Annotated in this window: 18 protein-coding genes; 16 read left to right on the top strand and 2 right to left on the bottom strand. The window is 66.6% G+C overall.

The features are described from left to right. Positions 1–116: 116 nt before the first annotated feature. From ABD024_RS09110 to ABD024_RS09095, 4 genes are all read left to right on the top strand, one after another. Complete coding sequence (locus ABD024_RS09110; protein ID WP_343851821.1) at positions 117–869, top strand: FKBP-type peptidyl-prolyl cis-trans isomerase N-terminal domain-containing protein; 753 nt, start codon at positions 117–119, stop codon at positions 867–869. 150 nt (positions 870–1,019) lie between these two features. Then, positions 1,020–2,363 (top strand): UDP-glucose dehydrogenase family protein, encoded by a 1,344-nt coding sequence (locus tag ABD024_RS09105; protein WP_343854580.1) that lies wholly within the window; start codon positions 1,020–1,022, stop codon positions 2,361–2,363. Next, a complete protein-coding gene (locus ABD024_RS09100; RefSeq protein ID WP_343851819.1) occupies positions 2,360–2,584 on the top strand; it encodes a SlyX family protein in 225 nt (74 codons plus the stop codon). The genes ABD024_RS09105 and ABD024_RS09100 overlap by 4 nt, the downstream gene beginning before the upstream one ends. A 44-nt stretch (positions 2,585–2,628) precedes the next feature. Further along, a complete protein-coding gene (locus ABD024_RS09095) occupies positions 2,629–3,213 on the top strand; it encodes a DUF2058 domain-containing protein (protein ID WP_343851817.1) in 585 nt (194 codons plus the stop codon). 67 nt (positions 3,214–3,280) lie between these two features. On the opposite strand, the gene ABD024_RS09090 is transcribed toward ABD024_RS09095, so the two are convergent. Then, positions 3,281–5,362 (bottom strand): 3-hydroxyacyl-CoA dehydrogenase NAD-binding domain-containing protein, encoded by a 2,082-nt coding sequence (locus ABD024_RS09090; protein WP_343851815.1) that lies wholly within the window; start codon positions 5,360–5,362, stop codon positions 3,281–3,283. A 326-nt stretch (positions 5,363–5,688) separates the two neighbouring features. Between ABD024_RS09090 and ABD024_RS09085 the strand changes: the two genes are divergently transcribed. The 11 genes from ABD024_RS09085 (at position 5,689) to recO (ending at position 17,960) form a co-directional block, all read left to right on the top strand. Next, positions 5,689–6,183, top strand: coding sequence for a hypothetical protein (locus ABD024_RS09085; protein ID WP_343851813.1), 495 nt, complete (start codon positions 5,689–5,691; stop codon positions 6,181–6,183). Positions 6,184–6,196: 13 nt separating this feature from the next. Further along, complete coding sequence (locus ABD024_RS09080; protein WP_343851811.1) at positions 6,197–8,764, top strand: putative bifunctional diguanylate cyclase/phosphodiesterase; 2,568 nt, start codon at positions 6,197–6,199, stop codon at positions 8,762–8,764. Positions 8,765–8,978: 214 nt separating this feature from the next. Then, positions 8,979–9,560, top strand: a complete 582-nt coding sequence (rpoE, locus tag ABD024_RS09075; RefSeq protein ID WP_343851809.1) for an RNA polymerase sigma factor RpoE — start codon at positions 8,979–8,981, stop codon at positions 9,558–9,560. 9 nt (positions 9,561–9,569) lie between these two features. Then, positions 9,570–10,250 (top strand): sigma-E factor negative regulatory protein, encoded by a 681-nt coding sequence (locus tag ABD024_RS09070; RefSeq protein WP_343851807.1) that lies wholly within the window; start codon positions 9,570–9,572, stop codon positions 10,248–10,250. Between the two features lie 159 nt (positions 10,251–10,409). Next, positions 10,410–11,882, top strand: coding sequence for a Do family serine endopeptidase (locus ABD024_RS09065; RefSeq protein ID WP_343851805.1), 1,473 nt, complete (start codon positions 10,410–10,412; stop codon positions 11,880–11,882). Positions 11,883–12,079: 197 nt separating this feature from the next. Continuing rightward, entirely contained in the window at positions 12,080–13,873 is a 1,794-nt protein-coding gene (lepA, locus tag ABD024_RS09060) for a translation elongation factor 4 (protein WP_343851803.1), read from the top strand. 102 nt (positions 13,874–13,975) lie between these two features. Further along, positions 13,976–14,872 (top strand): signal peptidase I, encoded by an 897-nt coding sequence (gene lepB, locus ABD024_RS09055; RefSeq protein WP_343851801.1) that lies wholly within the window; start codon positions 13,976–13,978, stop codon positions 14,870–14,872. Between the two features lie 186 nt (positions 14,873–15,058). Further along, positions 15,059–15,442 carry a DUF4845 domain-containing protein gene (locus ABD024_RS09050; protein WP_343851799.1) on the top strand — a complete coding sequence of 128 codons (384 nt, stop codon included), beginning with the start codon at positions 15,059–15,061 and terminating at the stop codon, positions 15,440–15,442. A gap of 3 nt (positions 15,443–15,445) precedes the next feature. After that, the gene (gene rnc, locus ABD024_RS09045) at positions 15,446–16,105 is read left to right on the top strand and encodes a ribonuclease III (RefSeq protein ID WP_343851797.1); all 660 of its coding nucleotides are present in this window, start codon (positions 15,446–15,448) and stop codon (positions 16,103–16,105) included. Positions 16,106–16,220: 115 nt separating this feature from the next. Then, entirely contained in the window at positions 16,221–17,153 is a 933-nt protein-coding gene (gene era / locus ABD024_RS09040; protein WP_343851795.1) for a GTPase Era, read from the top strand. 81 nt (positions 17,154–17,234) lie between these two features. After that, positions 17,235–17,960 carry a DNA repair protein RecO gene (gene recO, locus ABD024_RS09035; protein ID WP_343851792.1) on the top strand — a complete coding sequence of 242 codons (726 nt, stop codon included), beginning with the start codon at positions 17,235–17,237 and terminating at the stop codon, positions 17,958–17,960. Here the strand turns inward: recO and ABD024_RS09030 are convergent. Beyond that, entirely contained in the window at positions 17,957–18,694 is a 738-nt protein-coding gene (locus ABD024_RS09030) for a response regulator (RefSeq protein ID WP_343851790.1), read from the bottom strand. The genes recO and ABD024_RS09030 overlap by 4 nt on opposite strands. Before the next feature lie 45 nt (positions 18,695–18,739). Here ABD024_RS09030 and ABD024_RS09025 point away from each other — a divergent pair, with 45 nt between their 5' ends. Further along, positions 18,740–20,761 (top strand): translocation/assembly module TamB domain-containing protein, encoded by a 2,022-nt coding sequence (locus ABD024_RS09025; protein ID WP_343851788.1) that lies wholly within the window; start codon positions 18,740–18,742, stop codon positions 20,759–20,761. The last annotated feature ends 27 nt before the right edge of the window (positions 20,762–20,788 follow it).

Raw genomic sequence — 20,788 nt, 5'->3', positions numbered from 1 at the left:
GGTCTGAACCCTGAATCGTTGCCAAGACCGGACAAGCACCGCACAATGCGAGGCCTGCCTCCATCGGGGGGGCCCGGCCGGCAACGCCGGCATATCCATACATGAGGGAGTTACGAATGAAGCACTTTCTGCGTCCCACGCTGACGGCGGTCGCGATGGCCGTTGCGCTGGGCATGACGGCCGGCGTCGCCGCTCAGACCGCCGGCGCTGCCGGTACCGTCGACAAGGCGAAGGCCAGCTATGTTGTGGGTTGGGAGATTGCTTCCCAGGTTCCGCCGATCATGCGCGATGAGCTGGATCCGAACGCCGTGGCGAATGCGGTGAAGGCGGCGCTGTCCGGCCAGAAGCCGACCATGAGCGAAGCCGAAGCCAAGCAGGTGCACGAAGCCTTCATGGCCAAGATCCAGGCCAAGTACCAGGCCGAGATGACCAAGCTGGCGGCCAAGAACAAGACTGAAGGCGACGCCTTCCTGGCCAAGAACAAGACCGCGCCGGGTGTGAAGACGACCGCGTCGGGCCTGCAGTACCAGGTGGTCAGCCAGGGTACGGGCGCCCGTCCGGGTCCGAACGATACCGTTGAGATCAACTACACCGGTACCTTCGTCGACGGCCAAGTGTTCGATGCTTCCGCCAAGCACAACCCGCCGGGTGCGGCCAAGATTCCGCTGGCTGGCGTGATCCCGGGCTTCCGCGAAGGCCTGCAGTTGATGCAGGTGGGTGGTCATTACAAGCTGTTCATCCCGGCGGCGCTGGCCTACGGCGCCGAGCCGCAGCCGCCGATGCCGCCGAATGCCACGCTGATCTTCGACGTGACCCTGGTCAAGACCGGCCCGACGCCGGCAGGTGCCGCTGCTCCTGGCGGCAAGTAATCTGGGTCGGCACGGTTTAACGGCCGTGGCAAGCCGGAGGGGCGCGAAGCGATTCGCGCCCCTCTGCTTTTGAGCGGTGCAGATGCCATGCAGCGCGTGGTGCGCGGTTAGAATGGGCGGCTCACGCTTTCAAGGAACGTTGCGACGATGATGAAGGTCACGATTTTCGGTACCGGCTATGTCGGCCTGGTCACGGGTGCCTGCCTGGCCGAGATGGGCAACCATGTGCTTTGCGTCGACATTGATGCGGCCAAGGTCGAGCGCCTGAAGCGCGGCGAGATTCCGATCTACGAGCCGGGCCTGGAATCGATCGTGCAGCGCAACCACGCCGGTGGCCGGCTCGACTTCACCACCGAAGCGGCGCCGGCGATCGCGCACGGCGAGCTGATCTTCATCGCCGTCGGCACGCCGCCGGACGAAGACGGCAGTGCCGACTTGCAATACGTGCAGAAGGTGGCCAGCACGATCGGCCAGCACCTGGACCGCTACGCCGTGGTGGTGAACAAGTCGACCGTGCCGGTGGGTACCGCCGATCGCGTGCGCGAGGCCGTGGCGGCCGAGCTGGCGGCGCGCCAGGCCACGGTGGAGTTCGACGTGGTGTCGAACCCGGAGTTCCTTAAGGAAGGCGCGGCGGTGGAAGACTGCCTGCGCCCCGATCGCATCATCGTGGGAGCTTCCAGCGAGCGGGCGGTGGCGTTGCTGCGCAAGCTGTACGCGCCGTTCAACCGCAATCACGACCGCATGGTGGTGATGGACGAGCGCTCGGCCGAGCTGACCAAGTACGCCGCCAACGCGATGCTGGCGACCAAGATCAGTTTCATGAACGAGATCGCGAACATCGCCGAGCGGGTGGGCGCCGACGTGGAACTGGTACGCCAGGGCATCGGCTCGGACCCGCGCATCGGCTACAGCTTCATCTATCCGGGTGCCGGTTACGGCGGTTCGTGCTTCCCCAAGGACGTGCAGGCGCTGGAGCGCATCGCGTACGCTCATGGCTACGAGGCGCGCCTGCTCGGTGCGGTCGAGGCGGTCAACCGGCAGCAGAAGAGCAAGCTGTTCGACCTGATCTCGCGCCATCTCGACGGCAAGCTGGCCGGCAGGACGGTGGCGCTGTGGGGATTGGCGTTCAAGCCGAATACCGACGATATGCGCGAAGCCTCCAGCCGGCGCCTGATGGAGTTGCTGTGGGATGCCGGTGCGAAGGTCCGCGCGTTCGATCCGGAGGCGCGCGAGGAAGCGCAGCGGCTGTACGGCGATCGCGACGACCTGGTGCTGTGCGCAGACGCCATGGATGCCCTGCAAGGCGCCGATGTGCTGGCGGTGGTCACCGAATGGAAGGCCTTCCGCAGCCCGGACTTCAGGGCCATCCGTGCCACGCTGGGCGTGCCGGCGATCTTCGACGGGCGTAACCTGTACGACCCGGTCGTGGTGGAGGAAGCAGGCTTGGCCTATTACGGCATCGGCCGGGGCCGCAGCCTGCAGATCTCACGATGAACAACTCGAATGACGCGCTTGTCCGTCGACTCGACGAGATGGAGGTCAAGCTGACCTTCATCGATGAGGCGGTGCAGGCGCTGACCACGGCGGATGCCGACCAGTCGCAGCGGATCGCTGCGTTGGAGCGTGCCTTGCGCGACCTGCGCGGAGAGATGGCGTCGATGCGTATCGCGCAAGGCGACGATCCGCACAATGAGCCGCCGCCGCCACATTACTGACCCGAACCCACCCGGCACCCAGCCACCGATCACGGAATACCCGCATGGCCGATTCCCTGCGCGATCAGCTGCTCAAGAGCGGCATCGTCAAACAGGTTCAACAGGACCGGGCGCGCGAGCCGAAGCGCCCGATCCCGCCGTCGTCTGGCAAGCCTGCCGCACGCAAGGGCGGCAAGCCACACGCCGCGTCGCATACCGCACGACCATCGGGGCAGAGCCAGCAGGACATCGACTTGGCCAAGGCATATGCGCTGCGCGCGCAAACCGAAGCTCGCGAACGCCAGCGGGTCGAGCAGGAGGCTGCCGAACAGGCCCGGCTGCGGCGTGAGCGCAAGCAGAAAATCCAGCAGTTGCTCGACGGCAAGGTGTTGAACAAGGTCGACGCCGACCAGCCGCGCAATTTCGAATACGGCGGCAAGATCCGCCGCGTGCACGTGGATGCCGCGCAACTGTCCGCACTCAATGCCGGCGAACTCGGCGTGGTGCAGCAGGGCGGCCGTTATCTCCTGGTCAACCGCGACATTGCCGAGCAGGTGCGTGACATCGATCCACATCAGCTGGCGCTGCTGGTTGACCCGGCGGCCGCTGGCGTGGGCGATGACGGCGTGCCCGACGATCTGATGTGGTGATGTCGATCTGCGTCAACGAAAACGCCCGGCCATGCCGGGCGTTTTCATGCCGGTAATCGCGAACTGCTCAGTTGACGGAAGAGGCCGGCAACTCGAAACCACTCTGCACCAGCGCCGGATGATCCCAGCCGTTCTTCGGCTTGAACCGATCGCCGTAGCGCCGTGCCAGCTGTTCGAGTTTCGCCTTGAGCTTGTCGGCGCCTTCGCTGCGCGTGTACTGGATCGGACCGCCGCGGAACGGCGCGAAGCCGGTGCCGAAGATCACCCCGGCGTCGAGCAGGTCGGCGTCGTCGACCACGCCGTCGGCAAGGCAGGCGATCGCCTCGTTGATCATCGGCAGGATCATGCGTTCCTGCAGGTCCGGTGGTGTCACGTAGTCCTTGTCGACTTCGGGTTTCTGCGGCTTGCCGTCCTGCCACACGTACAGGCCCTGGCCGTCCTTCTTGCCGCGTTTGCCGGCTGCGAGCTTCTCGTCGAGCCCCGGTGGCACTTGCAGTCCCAGGAACGGCGCCAGTTCCTTGCCGACCGAGGCGCAGACGTCCAGGCCCACGGTGTCGGCCAGTTCGATCGGGCCCATCGGCATGCCGAACTTCTTCGCCTCGCGATCGAGCACAGGGCCGGGCACGCCTTCGCTGTACAGGCGCATTGCTTCAAGCAAGTACGGCATCAGGATGCGGTTGACCAGGAAGCCCGGCGTGCCCTTGACCGCCACGGGCAGCTTGCCGATCGCCTTGCAGAACGCCAGCGCGCGCTTCTCGATGACCGGGTCGAGCTGGTCGTGGCGCACCACCTCGACCAGCGGCATCTGCGCCACCGGGTTGAAGAAATGCAGGCCGAGAAAGCGCTGCGGTGCGGCGAGGTTCTTGCGCAACTCGTCCAGCGGGATGCTGGAGGTATTGCTGGCGAGGATCCCGCCGGTCTGGAGCCGTGGTTCGATGCCGGCGTACAGCGCTTCCTTCGCCCGGGCGTTCTCATAGATCGCCTCGATCGCCAGGTCGGCCGAGGCCACGCCGTTGCCCTCGACGTCCGCGCGCAGGCGCCGCATGGCGGCTTCGACTTTTTCCGGCGCCTTCAGCTTCTTCTCGTACAGCGCTCGGGCACGCTCCAGCGCAGGCTGGATGAATTTCATCTCGCGGTCCTGCAGGGTCACGTCGAAACCCTTGGATGCGGCCCACGCGGCGATGTCGCCGCCCATCACGCCGGCGCCGACCACGTGCACGTGCTTGATCGCCGGGTCGGTGCCGCCGCCCTGGCCCTTCAGCCGCTCCTGCAGAAAGAAGATACGGATCAGGTTCTGTGCGGTCGGCGTCTTCGCCAGCTTGGCCACCGAGCGTGCCTCGATCTTCAGCCGCTGCTGGATGCCGGAGCCACCGCGCTTCCACACGTCGATCATCGCGAACGGGGCCGGATAATGCTCCTTGCGCACCTTCGCGGCGGTCTGCTTGAACACCATTGGCGCCAGGATCTGCCGCACCAGCCAGGTATTGCTGGCCCAGGCCTTGGCGCGCCGCGCGAACGGGCGTGGCGCCGCGTGGCGCAACAGCAGCCGTGCCTCGGCCAGCAGTTCGTCGGGGCGGGCCAGCCGATCGACCACGCCCAGGCTCAGCGCGCGTTTCGCCGACAGCGACTTGCCGGTCAGCATCAGCGGCAGCGCCTCGGTGGCGCCGATCAGGCGCGGCAGGCGTGCGGTGCCGCCCCAGCCGGGGTGGATGCCCAGCATCACCTCGGGCAACGCGATCCGGGTCTTGTCATCGTCGGCGGCAATGCGTTGGCGACAGGCCAGGATCAGCTCGGTACCGCCGCCCATGCAGGCGCCATGCACGGCGGCCACGGTGGGGCAAGGCAGCCGCGCCAGCGCCTCGTAGACGCGCTGGCCGTGCTCGATGTTCTCCAGCACGGTATCGTGCTTCGCGTACTCGATGAATTCCTTGACGTCGGCACCCACGGCGAACCCCGAGGATTTGGCCGAGTGGACAATGACGCCGGCCGGCTTCTCGATCGCCAGCCGCTCGACGATCTGCTCGAGTTCGTCCAGCACCGCACGGGAGATCGCATTGACGCTGCTGCTGGCGCGGTCGAGGGTCAGCGTGACAACGCCATCGTCGCCTTCGCTGGTCTTCCAGTGGTTGAAACGCAATCCTTCGAACATGGGAGTACAGACGTGGTGGCGGAGGTCTGAACCATACCGTTCTGTCGCCTTGATTGCGAGATGTGACGCAGCTGCTTGACCGTGCGGCGGTGCCGGTGTGAAATCGGGCCTTCGTCGGGAAACTGCCGGCCGAGGCTGGTCGGGCGTGGCATCAAGTGCACGCAGCCAGCTTTACGGCACGGGTTGCTTGTGCGGGACAAGGGAACGATCCACCGCGGTTCAATGGCCTCGCAGCGGCCGGATATCGTCCGGTCAACCACCCGGTCAGTCGCGGGCGGGTCGACTTCACCAAGGCACCACCGCCGACGCAGCAGGACGGGGACGCAATGACTTCAGCAATAGCCCCTGTTCCACCGCAAGCCGGCGCCGAGATTTTCGAGCGGATCCTGGCAGCTCCGAGTGGCCTCGTGGTGCTGGACAGCAAGGACGTCCACGCCCTGATCGACCAGTTCCGCGCGATTGCCCGGCATACCGGGCAGGCGGTGTACCTGTGGCAACCCGATACCGGCCTGGGCAGCCTGCGCGACGCCCAGGTGCGCGTGCCGGACTGCCAGCGCCTGGGCAACGCGCTGCGCTACATGCAGCAGAGCATGCATTTCGGCGTGTATTTCCTGCTCGGGCTGGAACTGCCGTTGTCGGCGATGGATGCCACCTTGCTGCGCCAGCTTGCCCGCGCGCCCAAGGGGCATCTGCGCCGTGTGGTGCTGATCGACGCGCCGGTGGCGCTGGCCGAACACCTTGGCGAGCTGGCGGCGCACCTGGGCAGCGAGGACAGCCAGCCGCGGCGCTTGCGCCTGCGCGATGGCCGCTGGCTGGTCTGAAAAAGGCATGCACATGAATTCCGGCATCCTGGTGATCGCAGCCCAGCGCGAATTGCGCCGCAGCCTGTTCGATGCGCTCGACCAGGCGGGCTATCCGCAGATCCACAGCGCGCGCGACGTATCGCACGCGGCGATCCTGCTGGAGGGGCGCGCATCGCTGCCTCCGCTGCAGCTGATCGTGGTGGTGCTGGCCGGCGACGAGCAGCAGGCGCGCGCCAGTTGCGAGCAGGTGCGCCGCTTGCCCGGCGGCGCCGACACGCCGCTGATCGTGGTACTGGCCGGGGAGGCCACGCTCGGTCCCGCCGACCTGCCGGCTGGAATCGCCGACTGGCTTTCCGCTGCCCAGATCGGCAGCGAACTGGTGCCGCGCTGGCGGCGCTCGCAAGCCGGCAACGGCCAACGCCCGCGCAAGGCGGTTGCCGCGCCGGACAGCGGTGCGCATGAGGATTACCGCTATGTGTTCGAGGAAGGCGACAGCGAGTGGCTGATTGCCGACGCACAGACCGGTCGCCTGCTCGAAGTCAGTCCCACGGTGGCCAGGCACAGCCGCATGCATGCCAGTCAATGGGAAGGGTTGCCGCTGGCCGACGTGCTGCGTTTCGAGGGCATTGCGATCAGCCAGGTGCTGGCCGAGGCCAATCGCAGCTGGTACCCCTGCCAGCGCAAATCGGCGCAGGGCGCCGACACCGGCCAGGCCAGCGTGCGACGCATCCGGCATGCCGGGCACGAGGCGCTGGCGCTGATGTTCCGCAGCGACCGCGCCGACCTGCGAGCCGAGGCCGCATTGTCGCTACTGTCGCGCATCTTCGCCTCGACCAGCGGGGTCGATGCGCAGACCGCATCCGGCCGCCTGCTGTTCGACGAACTGGGCCTGGATTACCTTGCCGTCTGGTCGGCACGCCAGGACGGCGCTGATGCGCCTACCCAGATGCTGCAGTTATGGAGTGGCGACGACCCGCAGTGGCCGCCGGCGCAACTGCAGAGCTCGCTGCAACTGGTATTGGGCGGCAAGCCGATCCTGTACCGCACCGACGCGAAGCGGCTGGCGTCGATCGACCCATTGCTGCAGCAGCTCGACCTGGCCGGTTTTGCCGGCCTGCCGCTGTACGACGAGCGCCACACCGTGCTTGGCGCGATGCTGGCCGGCAGCCGCCGCGGCTTCGGCGAGATGGGCATCATCGAACCGGTGCTGCGCTGCGCTGCGGCCCGCTTCGCGCAGATGCTGGAACTGGGCCGCACCCGTGAACAGGGCCGCGCCGAGGGTCTGGTCGACGCCCTGACCGGCTTGCCGAACCGGCTGCTGTTCAACGACCGGCTGGACACGATCATCCGCGAGGCGACCCGCAACGGCGAGTGCTTCGCCGTGCTGTTCGTCGACCTCGACCGTTTCAAGGCGATCAACGACACCTACGGCCATGCCGCCGGCGACCAGGTGTTGCGCACGGTCACCCAGCGCCTGTGCGGCAGCATCCGCGCTTCCGATACGGTGGCGCGTTACGCCGGTGACGAGTTCACCATCGTGCTGCGCCACATCGTGAAGAACGACGACGTGATGCGCGTGGCCGAGAAAATCGTGCAGGTGATGGAGACGCCGCTATACCTCGAGGACGGCACCGAGCTGCAGGTGACCGCGTCGATGGGCCTGAGCTTCTTCCCCGACGACGCCGGCGACGCGCAGACCCTGCTCAAGCATGCCGATGAAGCGATGTACGCGGCCAAGCATCAGGGCCGCAACACCTTCCAGATCTACGAAGTGAGCCCGGAGTATGCCCAGCAACACGGCATGGCGCTGAAGACGCGTCTGCGCCATGCCGAGGGCAATGGCGAACTGCGCGTGGTCTACCAGCCGCAGGTCAATACCGAGACCGAGGACATCGTGGGCATGGAGGCGCTGGTGCGGTGGGAGCATCCCGAGCTGGGCATGATCAGCCCGGCGGTGTTCATCCCGCTGGCCGAGGAGAGCGGCCTGATCGTCTCGATCGGCGAATGGGTGATGCGCACCGCCTGCCGCCAGGCGAAGGAGTGGGAGCAGCGCTACGGACTGCGCCTGCGCCTGGGCGTGAACCTGTCCGCGGTGCAGCTGATGGAGCCACAACTGCTGGAGACCGTGGCGGCGGTGCTGCGCGAAACCGGGCTGGATCCCACCTTGCTGGAGATGGAGGTCACCGAGAGCATCAGCATCAAGGAGGCGCCGAACCTGGTCGAGAACCTGCACGCGCTGCACAAGCTGGGTTGCCATATCGCGATCGACGATTTCGGCACCGGCGCGGCCTCGCTGGATTACCTGCGCCGGTTGCCGGCCGACCGCATCAAGATCGACCAGAGCTTCGTGCGCAACATCGGCGTGGACCCCGACGACGAGGCGATCGTGCGCGCCACCATCGAGATGGCGCACCGACTGAAACGTGCCGTGGTGGCGGAGGGCGTGGAGATCGAGCAGCATCTGCAGTTCCTGCGCCAGCACGACTGCGACGAATTGCAGGGCTACCTGTTCTGCCGTCCGCTGCAACCGATCAGCTTCGACAAGCTGCTGGCCGAACGTCAGCGCCTGCTGGAGGGGCGGGTGGCCGAGCCGGCTTGAGCCGGTGGCGGGCGTCCCCATAACTGATCCCGGCCCGTCACGGGTTCAGGGGTGCCCGGCCCGACATGACAACCAGCCAACGGGCCTTGCGTTATGGTGGAAGCGATACCCTGTGCATGCTGAACTCGGGCGCCAGACTGTGGTCTGAGCGCCGCGTTCAGTTCAAAACAAGCTCCCGCAGCGGAAGACGGCATTGACGACGGATACGGCCCGGATGGGCGAAAACGAACTGGATCGCGCGCTGGTCGAGCGTGTCCAGCAGGGGGACAAGCGGGCCTTCGACCTGCTGGTGCGCAAGTACCAGCACAAGGTGATCGGGCTGGTCTCGCGCTATGTGAGGAGCCACGCCGAGTGCGAGGATATCGCGCAGGAATCGTTCATCCGCGCGTGGCGGGCGATCGGCTCGTTCCGCGGCGACAGCGCGTTCTACACCTGGCTGTACAAGATCGCGGTGAATACCGCCAAGAACCACTTGGTGGCGATGGGCCGGCGCCCGCCGTCCGGTGACATCGACGCCGATGACGCCGAGTTCATGGCTGGCGCCGAACGCATGCACGACAGCGCCACGCCCGAGCGCGAGCTGATGCGCCAGGAAATTGAACAATCCGTGTTTTCCACTGTCCAAGCGTTGCCCGAAGAGCTTCGGACAGCCATCACGCTGCGCGAGGTGGATGGCCTCAGCTACGATGAAATCGCCGAAGCGATGGGCTGCCCGATCGGTACGGTGCGTTCGCGCATCTTCCGGGCACGCGAAGCGATTGACGAGAAACTGCGGCCTCTGTTGTCGGACCGCTGAGGATCAGACATGAATCAGGCAGGCATGAATCAGGACACCCGGGAAAATCTTTCCGCCGGCATCGATGGCGAGTTGTCGAAGGAGCAGCTGCGTTTCCTGCTGCGCCGGCTCGATCACGACGCCTCGCTGCAACAGGCCTGGACCGGTTATCACATCGCCCGCGACAGCCTGCGACAAGAGCTGCCGCCGATGGCGGAGCCCGATTTTGCCGCGCGGGTGATGCTGGCGATCGAACAGGAGTCGAAGTCGGTCGCGGCAACTCCCCGGCGCAACCACTGGTTGCGTTGGTCCACCGGCGGCGCCATTGCCGCCAGCGTGGCCGCCGCTGCCCTGATGATCGGTCAGCCGACCGGTGATGCCGAGCGCCTGACCGCCTCGACCACCCAGCAGACCAGTGCGGTCGCCACTGCTGCGCCGGTGAACAAGCCGGCCGCTCCGGCCGCTCCGGCCGCCGTGCCGCCATGGCTGAGCGGCAATTCCGCCGGGCTGCTCAGCCAGCAGGCCTCGGCTACCTTCGGCGCGTCGTTTGGGCAGAGCCAGCCGGCTTACGCGCGGCGCCTGTCGGGCTATCCGTCGATGCCCCGTTACCGGACACTCGACAACAACGACGGCAGCTACCTGCTGCTGCTCGAGCCGGAGCAACAGACTGCGCCGAATATCTCGCGCCGGGCTTCCGCCGTCGCGCAATAGGCGAACCGCGTGTGATTGCCCGCGGCTCGTCCTCGCTGTTTGCCCTCTGCCGGTCCGTCGCACGGACCGACGGGCGGCGCGTGTGCGGACCAGCCACGCAGCAACCCAAGTCGTAAATCCGCTCGAAGCTTATCGGCCGAAATCAACCAAGGAGGAGTCATGAGTCATTCCATCTTGCGCAGCCTGGCGTGCTGTGCGCTGCTCGGCATCGCCGGTACCGGTGCGCTGCAGGCGCAGACGCCGACCGTGGCGGCGCTGCCGGATTTCACCGGGATCGTGCAGAAGAACGCACCGGCCGTGGTGCATGTCGAGGCCCGCTACAACGGTGAGCGGCAGGGCGACAACCGCAGCATGCGTGGGCAGATGACGCCCGGGCAGGGTATGCCGGACGACCCGCAGGCGGAGATCCTGCGGCGCTTCTTCGGCATGCCGATGATGCCGTCGCCGCAGGAGCAGAAGCGGACCTCGCTCGGCTCGGGCTTCATCATCTCCAGTGATGGCTACATTCTCACCAACAACCACGTGGTCGACCACGCCGACAAGGTGACCGTGCGCCTGCAGGATCGGCGCACACTGACCGCCAAGGTGATCGGTACCGATCCGACCTATGACATCGCCCTGCTCAAGGTCGACGCCGGCGGCAACCTGCCGGCGGTGAGCCTCGGCGATTCGCGCAATCTCAAGCCGGGCCAGTGGGTGTTGGCGATCGGCTCGCCGTTCGGTTTCGACTACACCGTGACCCAGGGCATCGTCAGCGCGGTGGGCCGCAACCTTGGTCAGCGCGACCAACCCTATACCTCCTTCATCCAGACCGACGTGCCGATCAACCGCGGCAATTCCGGCGGCCCGCTGTTCGACCTGCAGGGCCGGGTGGTCGGCATCAATTCGCAGATCTATTCCAACACCGGCACCTACTCCGGCGTGGCGTTCTCGATCCCGATCGACGTGGCGATGAACGCGGTGCAACAGATCAAGAGCAAGGGCTATGTGTCACGCGGCATGCTCGGGGTGATGGTCCAGCCGGTCGACGACGACATGGTCAAGGCATTCGATCTGGACAACGGCGTGGGCGCGGCGGTGGTCGACGTCACGGCGGACAGCGGGGCGGCGAAGGCCGGCATCCAGCCCGGCGACATCATCCTGGCTTACAACGGGCAGCCCCTGCAGCAGGCGGCGGACTTGCCGCCACTGGTGGGCATGACCAAACCGGGCAGCAAGGTGCCGGTGGAGATCCTGCGCAACGGCAAGAAGCAGACGCTCGAAGTCACCATCAGCGAAGCCTCGCGCGACAAGAGTGCGGTAAACAACCAGGGCGCCGTGCCCTCGTCGAGCCGCAGCGGTTCGGCCGCGCTTGGGCTGACCGTGCAGTCGATCGACAGCGACGCCCGCAAGCAATTGGGGCTGAAGCCGGGGCAGGGCGTGGTGATCGGCGACATCACCGGCCCGGTGGCGGCGCAGGCCGGGCTGCGCGCCGGCGACGTGATCACCATGGTCAACCAGCAGAAGATCGGCAGCGTGGCCGAGTTCGAGGCGGCGACGAAGGGCGTGAAGGCTGGCAGCACGGTGCTGCTGCTGGTGCGCCGCGGCGAGCAGAGCAACTTCGTCGGCCTGACGGTTCCGGATGACAAGTAAGCCGGTCGCGGCGCACGGTTGGCGGGAAAACGGCGCAGGCGCTCACCCTTGCCGGGTGGCGCCTGCGTCGCGCGAATCCGTGCATGGCGGCGGCGGGTTCCATGCGATAATGCCGGGTTAGCGTCGCTTCACGGCGATGCGCTGCCACGCATGGTGTGTGGCGGCAAGACCCAAGCCCGACAGGCCGCCTGCGCTCCATGGAATTGATCCGCAACTTCTCCATCATCGCCCATATCGATCACGGCAAATCGACGTTGGCCGACCGCATCATCCAGATCTGCGGCGGCTTGGCCGATCGCGAGATGGAGGCGCAGGTGCTGGACAACAATCCGATCGAGCGCGAGCGCGGCATCACCATCAAGGCGCAGTCGGTGTCGCTGCCGTACAAGGCACGCGACGGCAAGACCTACCAGCTCAACTTCATCGACACCCCCGGCCACGTCGACTTCTCCTACGAGGTCAGCCGCTCGCTGGCGGCCTGCGAAGGCGCACTGCTGGTGGTGGATGCGGCGCAGGGCGTCGAGGCGCAGTCCGTCGCGAACTGCTACACCGCGGTGGAGATGGGCCTGGAAGTGGTGCCGGTGCTGAACAAGATCGACCTGCCGACCGCCGACATCGAAAAGGTGAAGGGTGAGATCGAGGCGGTGATCGGCATCGACGCCACCGACGCAGTGGCGATCAGCGCCAAGACCGGCCTCAACGTGGTCGAGGTGCTGGAGGCGATCGTCGCGCGCATCCCGCCGCCGAAGCCGCGTGATACCGACCGGCTGCAGGCGCTGATCATCGACTCCTGGTTCGACAACTACCTCGGCGTGGTCTCGCTGGTGCGCGTGATGCAGGGCGAGATCAAGCCCGGCGACAAGCTGCTGGTGATGTCCACCGGGCGCACCCACGAAGTGGACGACGTCGGCGTGTTCACGCCCAAGCGCAAGAAGACGGCCAAGCTGGGCGCCGGCGAAGTGGGCTGGATCAACGCCTCGATCAAGGACGTGCACGGCGCACCGGTGGGCGACACGCTGACCCACGCCGGCAAGCCCGCCGACAAGGCGCTGCCCGGCTTCCAGACCATGCAGCCGCGCGTGTTCGCCGGCCTGTTCCCGGTGTCGTCCGACGACTTCCCGGCGATGCGCGAGGCGCTGGACAAGCTGCGCCTCAACGACGCCGCGCTGTTCTTCGAACCGGAATCGTCCGAGGCGATGGGTTTCGGCTTCCGTTGCGGCTTCCTCGGCATGCTGCACATGGAAATCGTGCAGGAGCGGCTGGAGCGCGAATACGATCTGAACCTGATCACCACCGCGCCCACCGTGGTGTACGAAGTACTCAAGACCGACGGCTCGATCCTGATGCTGGACAACCCGGCCAAGCTGCCGACCAACTCCAGCCTGGTGCAGGAGATCCGCGAGCCGATCATCATCGCCAACATCCTCACCCCGCCGGACTACATCGGCAACGTGATCACCCTGTGCGAGGAAAAGCGCGGCGTGCAGCGCTCGATCCAGTACCTGGCGACCCAGGTGCAGATCAGCTACGAGATGCCGCTGGCCGAAGTCGTGATGGATTTCTTCGACCGGCTGAAATCGGTCTCGCGCGGCTACGCCTCGATGGACTATCACTTCGATCGCTTCGAGGCCGGCCCGTTCGTGCGTACCGACGTGCTGATCAACGGCGAGCGGGTCGATGCGCTGAGCCTGATCGTGCATCGCAGCCACGCCGACCGCCGTGGCCGTGACCTGGTCGAGCGCATGAAGGACCTGATCCCGCGGCAGCAGTTCGACGTGGCGATCCAGGCGGCGATCGGCGCGCAGGTCATCGCCCGCTCCACCGTGAAAGCGCTGCGCAAGAACGTGCTGGCCAAGTGCTACGGCGGCGACGTCAGCCGCAAGAAGAAGTTGCTGGAGAAGCAGAAGGAAGGCAAGAAGCGCATGAAGCAGGTGGGTCGGGTGGAGATCCCCCAGGAAGCCTTCCTGGCCGTGCTGAAAGTAGATAAATAGTTTTGGTCGGGAATCGAAAATCGGGAATCGGGAGCCGGGGCTTCGTGCCTTTGCGATTCCCGATTCCCGATTCCCGATTCCCGGCTCCATCAGGAGCCCTATATGGAATTTGATTTCTCGGCGATTCTGCTAAGCCTCACCGTGCTGTTCGGCGTGGTGTGGGGACTGGATCGGCTGTTCCTGTACAAGCGACGCAAGGCGCGCCTGGATGCCGCTGGCGAGGAATACCGCGACCCGATGCCGGTGGACTGGGCGCGCTCGCTGTTCCCGGTGGTGCTGGTGGTGCTGCTGCTGCGCTCGTTCGTGGCAGAGCCCTTTCGCATCCCGTCCGGCTCGATGATGCCGACCCTGGACGTGGGCGATTTCATCCTGGTCAACAAGTTTGCCTACGGCCTGCGCATGCCGGCATTCAACAACAAGCTGGTCGACCTCAACGAACCGCAGCGCGGCGACGTGGTGGTATTTCGCTTCCCCGGCTACCTGTGCCAGGACGGCGGTGAGCTGGTGCGCAGCGGCGATATGAGCTGCAACGATCCGCATGCGCCGGTGCCGTCGCAGAACTGGATCAAGCGCGTGATCGGATTGCCGGGCGACAGCATCGAGGTGCGCGGCGCCGAGCTGCGGGTCAACGGTCAGCGCGTGACGGCCGACGAGATCGGCCCCTATGTGGGCAACCCGCAGCGCAGCGTGGACCAGATCATGCTGAACATGGGTGCCACGGTCTGGACCGAGCACCTGGGCAAGGTCAGCCACATGGTTGCGCAGATGCCGGACTACACCACGCCGAACTCGATTCCGAACGACCGGGTGCCTTCGAAGGTGCCGCCAGGTTGCTACCTGGTGATGGGCGACAACCGCAACGACAGCCTGGACAGCCGCTGGTGGGGCTGTATGCCGGAGCGGAACCTGGCCGGCAAGGCCTTCCTGATCTGGATGAGCTGGAAGGGTTGGGGCACCGGCGGGGTGGATTTCTCGCGGATCGGCACGGTGATCCACTGAGGTCGTCGACCACGGCCGACCCGGTTGGCGAAAGCGTGACGGGATCGAACCGTCGCGCACACCCGGCCGCCAACAGTGCGAGAATCCGCAGGCATAATCGGCACGCCGGCGCGGGCGGCGAGACCGCCAGACCCGGATCACCATCCACAGAAAGGCACGCCAGACAGGCGGCATAGCGAGGGGACTATGAAATCGAAGCAGTCGGGCGTCACCCTGATCGGGTTCCTGGTCATCATGGCCATCGTGGCCTTCCTGGCCTACATGGGCATGAAGCTGCTGCCGTCGTATTCGGAGTACATGGGCGTGGTGAAGGCGATGAACCAGGTCGCCACCGAGGGCACCAACGGCAAGCCACTGGACGAGATCCGTCGCGGCCTGATGTTCAAGATGGGCTTCCAGTACGTCGACGACGCCACCATCAAGCCTGCAAACATCACCATCGTGCGCAACAGCGGTGGTGCCAGCCAGCTGCGCGTGGCCTACGACAAGCAGATTCCGTTCATGTACAACATCGACTTCCTGCTGCACTTCGACAAGAGCGTGCCGCTGCAGGGCAACGTGGGCGAGTAACTTTTGGAACTGAACTACCGTTTTCGCGACCCGGCGCTGGCGCAGCTGGCGCTGACCCACCGCAGCATCGGCAAGCCGAACAACGAGCGACTGGAGTTTCTCGGCGATGCGCTGCTCGGCGCGATCGTCGCCGAGATGCTGTACGAGGTCCATCCCAAGGCCAGTGAAGGCGAGTTGTCGCGGCTGCGGGCGCAACTGGTCAACGGCCTGGCCCTGGCCGTGGTGGCACGCGAACTGGATCTGGGCGACGGGCTGAAGCTCGGCCCCGGCGAGTTGAAGAGCGGCGGCTTCCGGCGTGATTCGATCCTGGCCGACGCGTTCGAGGCGATGGTCGCCGCGGTGTACCTGGATGGCGGCTTCGACGCCTGCCGCGAGACCGTGCGCGGGCTGTTTGCCGAGCGCATCGCCGCCTTGCGCCGCTCCTCCAAGGACGCCAAGACGCGCTTGCAGGAATGGCTGCAGGCCAAGGGCCTGCCGCTGCCGCAGTACGAGCTGGTCGCCAGCCACGGCGAGGATCACGCCAAGACCTTCGATGTCAGCTGCACGATCAGCGAGCCGATGGCGTTCACCGTCGAAGCCCATGCCGGCAACCGCCGCGCCGCCGAACAGGACGCCGCCGAAATCGTGCTGAACCAGCTGCTGGAGCAGCAGCGCACTCCCTGATTCCCCGTTTCCGCCGAAACTGCCGCCGGTCCGGCGGCGCCGCCGCGTGGCCGACCGGCCTGCCTTTCCGGCGAAGCACTACACTTGCCATCCGACTCGTCGAGCACACCACGTCATGAACCACGAACTGGACCCCGCCGGCGGCACCTTGCCGCATGAGAATTTTCGCTGCGGCACGGTCGCGCTGGCCGGACGCCCCAACGTGGGCAAGTCCACCCTGCTCAATGCGTTGATCGGTTTTCGCCTGTCGATCATCAGCCCGCGGCCGCAGACCACCCGCCACCGCATCCTCGGCATCAATACCAGCGAGGCCGGGCAGATCATGTACGTCGACACGCCGGGCCTGCATCGCGGCGCCAAGCGCGCGATGAATCGCAGCCTGAACCGTGCCGCGCGTTCGGCGATCAGCGACGTCGACCTGGTGGTGCAGGTGATCGAGGCCGGCCGCTTCACCGATGAGGACGAGGCGCTGTACGCCGCCCTGGTCGAGCAGTCGTCGCCGCGCCTGCTGGTGATCAACAAGGTCGACCTCAACAAGGACAAGACGGTGATGCTGCCGTTCGTGGCCGAGCTGGTGGCGAAACACAGCTACGACGAGATCCACTACGTCAGTGCGCTCAAGGGACAGGGCCTGAAGGAACTGGAGCAGGCGATCCTCAAGCGCCTGCCGGTGCAGCCGCCGGTGTTCGGCGAAGACGAGGTCACCGACCGCAGCGAACGTTTCCTCGCCGCTGAGATGGTGCGCGAGCAGCTGATGCTGCGGCTCGACCAGGAACTGCCGTACGCCACCACGGTGGAGATCGAGCAGTTCAACGACCGTCCCGACGGCATCGCCGAAATCCACGCGATCATCTGGGTCGAGCGCGCCGGCCAGAAGGCCATCGTGATCGGCAACGGCGGTGCCCAACTCAAGGCGATCGGCACGAGCGCGCGGCGTCACATGGAACGCATGTTCGAGCGCAAGGTGTTCCTGAAGCTGTGGGTGAAGGTGCGCGAAGGCTGGGTCGACGACGAGAACATGCTGAAGAAGTTCGGCTACACAGATTGAGGCCGGCGACAGGGAACGGTGAGCCGGGAACAAAAGCGTAAGCTGCGATGCTCTGGCCGTTCCCCGTTCCCCGTCTGACCCATGCGCATCGAACAGCAACCCGCCTACGTCCTGCACGCGCGTGCGTATCGCGAGACGTCGCTGCTGCTCGAATGCCTGACCCGCGAACACGGTCGGCTCGGGGTGGTAGCGCGTGGCGTGCGCGGCGAGCGGGCACGCTTGCGGCGGGCGCAGCTGGAGCCGTTCCAGCCGTTGACGATGGACCTGCTGCTGCGCGGCGAGATGGCCACGCTGACCGCGGTCGAAGCGGTGGGCACGCCGACGCGGCTGCCTGGCGACGCCGGCCTGGCCGGGCTGTATCTCAACGAGCTGGTGGTGCGCCTGACCGGCCGGCAGGATCCCTACCCGCGACTGTTCGATGCCTACGCCCGGACCCTGGCGCGGCTGGCCGCCGGTGAATCGCTGGCGTGGAGCCTGCGCCGCTTCGAGCGCGACCTGCTGGAAGTGATCGGTTACGGCCTGCAACTGCAACACGAAGCGGATTCCGGCGAGCCGCTGGAAGCGGAGGCGTCCTACCACTACCAGGTCGAGCAGGGCGCCGTGCGCTGCGCCGCCAACAGACCGCATGCGCTGCGCGGCAGTGATCTGCTGGCGTTGGGGCAGGATCGGATGCCCGGCAACAGCGGCCTGAAGTCGCTGCGCGACATGATGCGCGAGGTGATCCGCTTCCATCTGGGCGGCGGCGAGCTGCGTGCCTGGCGGGTGCTGGCGATGGCGGTTTCGGGTCGCCCGAAAACAGCCGATTAGCTGTCCAGCGCCTGCAACGTCGCCAGCAGGGCCTTGCGGAAGCGCGCCAACGCGGCCGGCGTGGCGCCGCGTTGCAGCAGTTGCTGTTGCAGCAGCACGGTTTGCGTCGACAGTGCGGTCGCTCCGCAGAATCCGCAGGATGAGCGCAGCCGGTGCAGGCGTTCGCTGAAGCCGGCGTGGTCGCGGCTCAGGGCCTCCAGCTCCTGCAGCAGCAGGGCCAACTCCTCGCGCAGCAGCAGGCGCAACGCGCGCATGGTGGTGGCGTCGCCGGTGGTGGTCAGTGCGGCCTGGTCGTCCAGCACGCAGGCATCGTGGCGGTCCGGTTGCACCAGTGCCAATACGCGCCGCAGTTCGGCCAGCCCGCAGGGTTTCAGCAGGATCTCGCTGAAGCCGGCGTCGAGCAGCGACTGGCGGTCGCGCGGTTCCAGCTCGGCCGTGGTGGCTACCGCGATGCTGTCCATCGAGCACGCCTGTGCGTCCTCGCGCAGCGCGACCAGAACCTGCAGCGCGCCGGCGCCGGGCATGCGGCAGTCCAGCAGCAGCAGGTCGAAGGGTTCGGTGCGCGCCCGTTGCAGGGCCGTCGCGCCATCCATGCAGGCTTCCGCCTGGGCGCCCATCGAGTCCAGCCCGTCGCACAGGAAACGACAGCTGCCAGGGTCGTCATCGGCCACCAGAACGCGGGCACGGCTGGCGTGGGTCGGGGCGAAATCTGCGTTGGGGAGCGGGCTGTTCATGACGAAATCCATATCGTTCATCTTGATTTGGCAGAATGGCCTGACATGCGTCCGACTTCAAGCCACTTGTTGCTGTGTTGCTGCCTGCTGCTGGGGATCGGCTGGGCGCTGCCTGCGCGGGCAGAGGTGCTGCTCACGGCGAAGTCGATCAGCGTTCCGGGCGTCCACCTGCAGACGGTAACCCTGCGCCTCGGCGAGGACGCCGCCGGCGGACTCCGGCTGCAGCTGAGCGCCGCGCAGGCCGACGTTGCGGCGATGGGTTGGCGGCGGCTGGGCCTGACCCTCGACGGCAACCTGCAGCGGGATGCCCGCCTGCGCTGGATCCTCGACGGCAACGTGCGCCTGGCTGGCGCGCCGGGCGGGGCCCTCAGCGACGCCCACGTGAACATTCTGCTCAGCGAGGCCGCCAACACCTTGCAGATCGATATCCTGCAGGGCAAGGCGCACGCCAGCACCGCGCTGCCGCTGGACCAGCCCACCCACGCGCAGATCAGCCTGGACAACCTTCCCGTCGGCTGGCTGCAGGGTCTGCTCGGCACGATGTGGTCGGGGCGTCCCACCAGCGGCCGGCTGGACGCCGAACTGGCGCTGGACCTGCGCGATCCGGGCCTGCAATCGTCCGGACAGTTCACCCTCGGCAACCTGGGCTTTGACACCCCGAGCGGCACCTTGGCGGGGCAGGGGTTGGGCGGCAACGGGCGTTTCAGCCTCGATACCACCACTGGCCCGGCCCGGATCGACCTGGATGCCAGCCTGCGTGGCGGCGAACTGCTGCTGGGGCCGATCTACGCCAAGCTGCCGGACCATCCGGTGCAACTGGCCCTACATGCGAATGCGCAGAACGGCGCCTTCGAGTTGAGCCGTCTGCGGCTGAACGATGCCGATGCGTTGCAGCTCGACGGCGCCATGGCCTTCGACGCGAAGGGCACGCTGAAGACCTTGCGGCTGGATCACCTGCACGCGAGTTTCCCGGCGGCCTACCAGCGCTACGGCGAAGCCTGGCTGAGCACGCTGGGTCTGCACGACATGCGCATCGCCGGCCAGCTGAGCGGCAGCCTGGACCTGCGCGCGGACGGTCCACACGGTTTCGCGTTCGATACCGACGGGTTGAACCTGGCCGATGCGGATGGCCGGTTGGCGATCGACGGCCTGCAAGGCGGGCTGGACTGGGCGATCGACGGCGAGCGGCCGGCCACGACCCTGGGCTGGCGCAAGCTGCAGTTCTACCGGATAGCGAACGGCGCCGCCCAGTCGCAGTGGCAGAGCCGCGCCGGCATGCTCAGCCTGCAGCAACCGTTGCTGGTGCCGGTCCTGCAGGGCCAGTTGCGCATTGGCCAGCTGGACTGGCGCCCGGCAGCGGCCAAGGGACAACGGCTGGCGGCCTCGTTGGCGCTGACCGGCGTCGACATGACCGCCTTCAGCCAGGCGATGGGCTGGCCGGCGTTTCCCGGCACGCTCGGCGGCGCGATCCCTTCGCTGCGCTGGGTCGACGATCGTTTCGAACTGGCCGGCGGCCTGTCGGCAAGCCTGTTCGGCGGTTTCGTCGACATCACCCGGCTCTCGCTGCAGCAGCCGTTCGGCACCACCCCGGTACTGAATGGCGACATCGCCCTGAAGCAGCTGGACCTGGCCGCGATCACCAGCGTGTTCGACTTCGGCGGCATCACCGGGCCGCTGGATGGCTCGATCGAGGACCTGCGCCTGGTCAACTGGAGTCCGGTCGCGTTCAAGGCCAGCCTGCTCGCGGGCAATGGCGGCCGGATCAGCCAGCGCGCGGTGAACAACCTCACCACGGTCGGTGGCGGCGGCATTGCCGCGGGCCTGCAGGGCGCCGTGCTGAAATTGTTCAAGACCTTCGGCTACAAACGCATCGGCCTCAATTGCACGCTGCAGGGCACGCTTTGCCAGATGAGCGGTCTGGAGACTACCGACGGCGGCTACACTATCGTCGAAGGCAGTGGCTTGCCGCGGTTGCAGGTGATCGGCCACCAGACCCAGGTGGACTGGCCGACCCTGGTGCGGCGCCTGCAGGACGCGATCCACGGAGAGACGCCGCAAATCCGCTGAGCGGAGCGCGGGTTGTCGGCTCTTCCA

It is taken from the genome of Rhodanobacter soli, from assembly GCF_039523495.1.
Lineage (GTDB): Bacteria > Pseudomonadota > Gammaproteobacteria > Xanthomonadales > Rhodanobacteraceae > Rhodanobacter > Rhodanobacter soli.
This window is presented reverse-complemented; position numbering and strand designations above follow the sequence as displayed.

Bases quoted from the DNA above. Each gene is read 5' to 3' on its own strand.
- ABD024_RS09100 (WP_343851819.1), top strand. From the start codon at position 2,360: ATGAACAACTCGAATGACGCGCTTGTCCGTCGACTCGACGAGATGGAG.
- ABD024_RS09070 (WP_343851807.1), top strand. From the start codon at position 9,570: ATGAATCAGGCAGGCATGAATCAGGACACCCGGGAAAATCTTTCCGCC.
- rpoE (WP_343851809.1), top strand. From the start codon at position 8,979: ATGGGCGAAAACGAACTGGATCGCGCGCTGGTCGAGCGTGTCCAGCAG.
- ABD024_RS09085 (WP_343851813.1), top strand. From the start codon at position 5,689: ATGACTTCAGCAATAGCCCCTGTTCCACCGCAAGCCGGCGCCGAGATT.
- ABD024_RS09110 (WP_343851821.1), top strand. From the start codon at position 117: ATGAAGCACTTTCTGCGTCCCACGCTGACGGCGGTCGCGATGGCCGTT.
- lepB (WP_343851801.1), top strand. From the start codon at position 13,976: ATGGAATTTGATTTCTCGGCGATTCTGCTAAGCCTCACCGTGCTGTTC.
- ABD024_RS09080 (WP_343851811.1), top strand. From the start codon at position 6,197: ATGAATTCCGGCATCCTGGTGATCGCAGCCCAGCGCGAATTGCGCCGC.
- ABD024_RS09050 (WP_343851799.1), top strand. From the start codon at position 15,059: ATGAAATCGAAGCAGTCGGGCGTCACCCTGATCGGGTTCCTGGTCATC.
- ABD024_RS09090 (WP_343851815.1), bottom strand. From the start codon at position 5,362: ATGTTCGAAGGATTGCGTTTCAACCACTGGAAGACCAGCGAAGGCGAC.
- ABD024_RS09105 (WP_343854580.1), top strand. From the start codon at position 1,020: ATGAAGGTCACGATTTTCGGTACCGGCTATGTCGGCCTGGTCACGGGT.
- ABD024_RS09025 (WP_343851788.1), top strand. From the start codon at position 18,740: ATGCGTCCGACTTCAAGCCACTTGTTGCTGTGTTGCTGCCTGCTGCTG.
- ABD024_RS09030 (WP_343851790.1), bottom strand. From the start codon at position 18,694: ATGAACAGCCCGCTCCCCAACGCAGATTTCGCCCCGACCCACGCCAGC.
- ABD024_RS09095 (WP_343851817.1), top strand. From the start codon at position 2,629: ATGGCCGATTCCCTGCGCGATCAGCTGCTCAAGAGCGGCATCGTCAAA.
- era (WP_343851795.1), top strand. From the start codon at position 16,221: ATGAACCACGAACTGGACCCCGCCGGCGGCACCTTGCCGCATGAGAAT.
- lepA (WP_343851803.1), top strand. From the start codon at position 12,080: ATGGAATTGATCCGCAACTTCTCCATCATCGCCCATATCGATCACGGC.
- recO (WP_343851792.1), top strand. From the start codon at position 17,235: ATGCGCATCGAACAGCAACCCGCCTACGTCCTGCACGCGCGTGCGTAT.
- ABD024_RS09065 (WP_343851805.1), top strand. From the start codon at position 10,410: ATGAGTCATTCCATCTTGCGCAGCCTGGCGTGCTGTGCGCTGCTCGGC.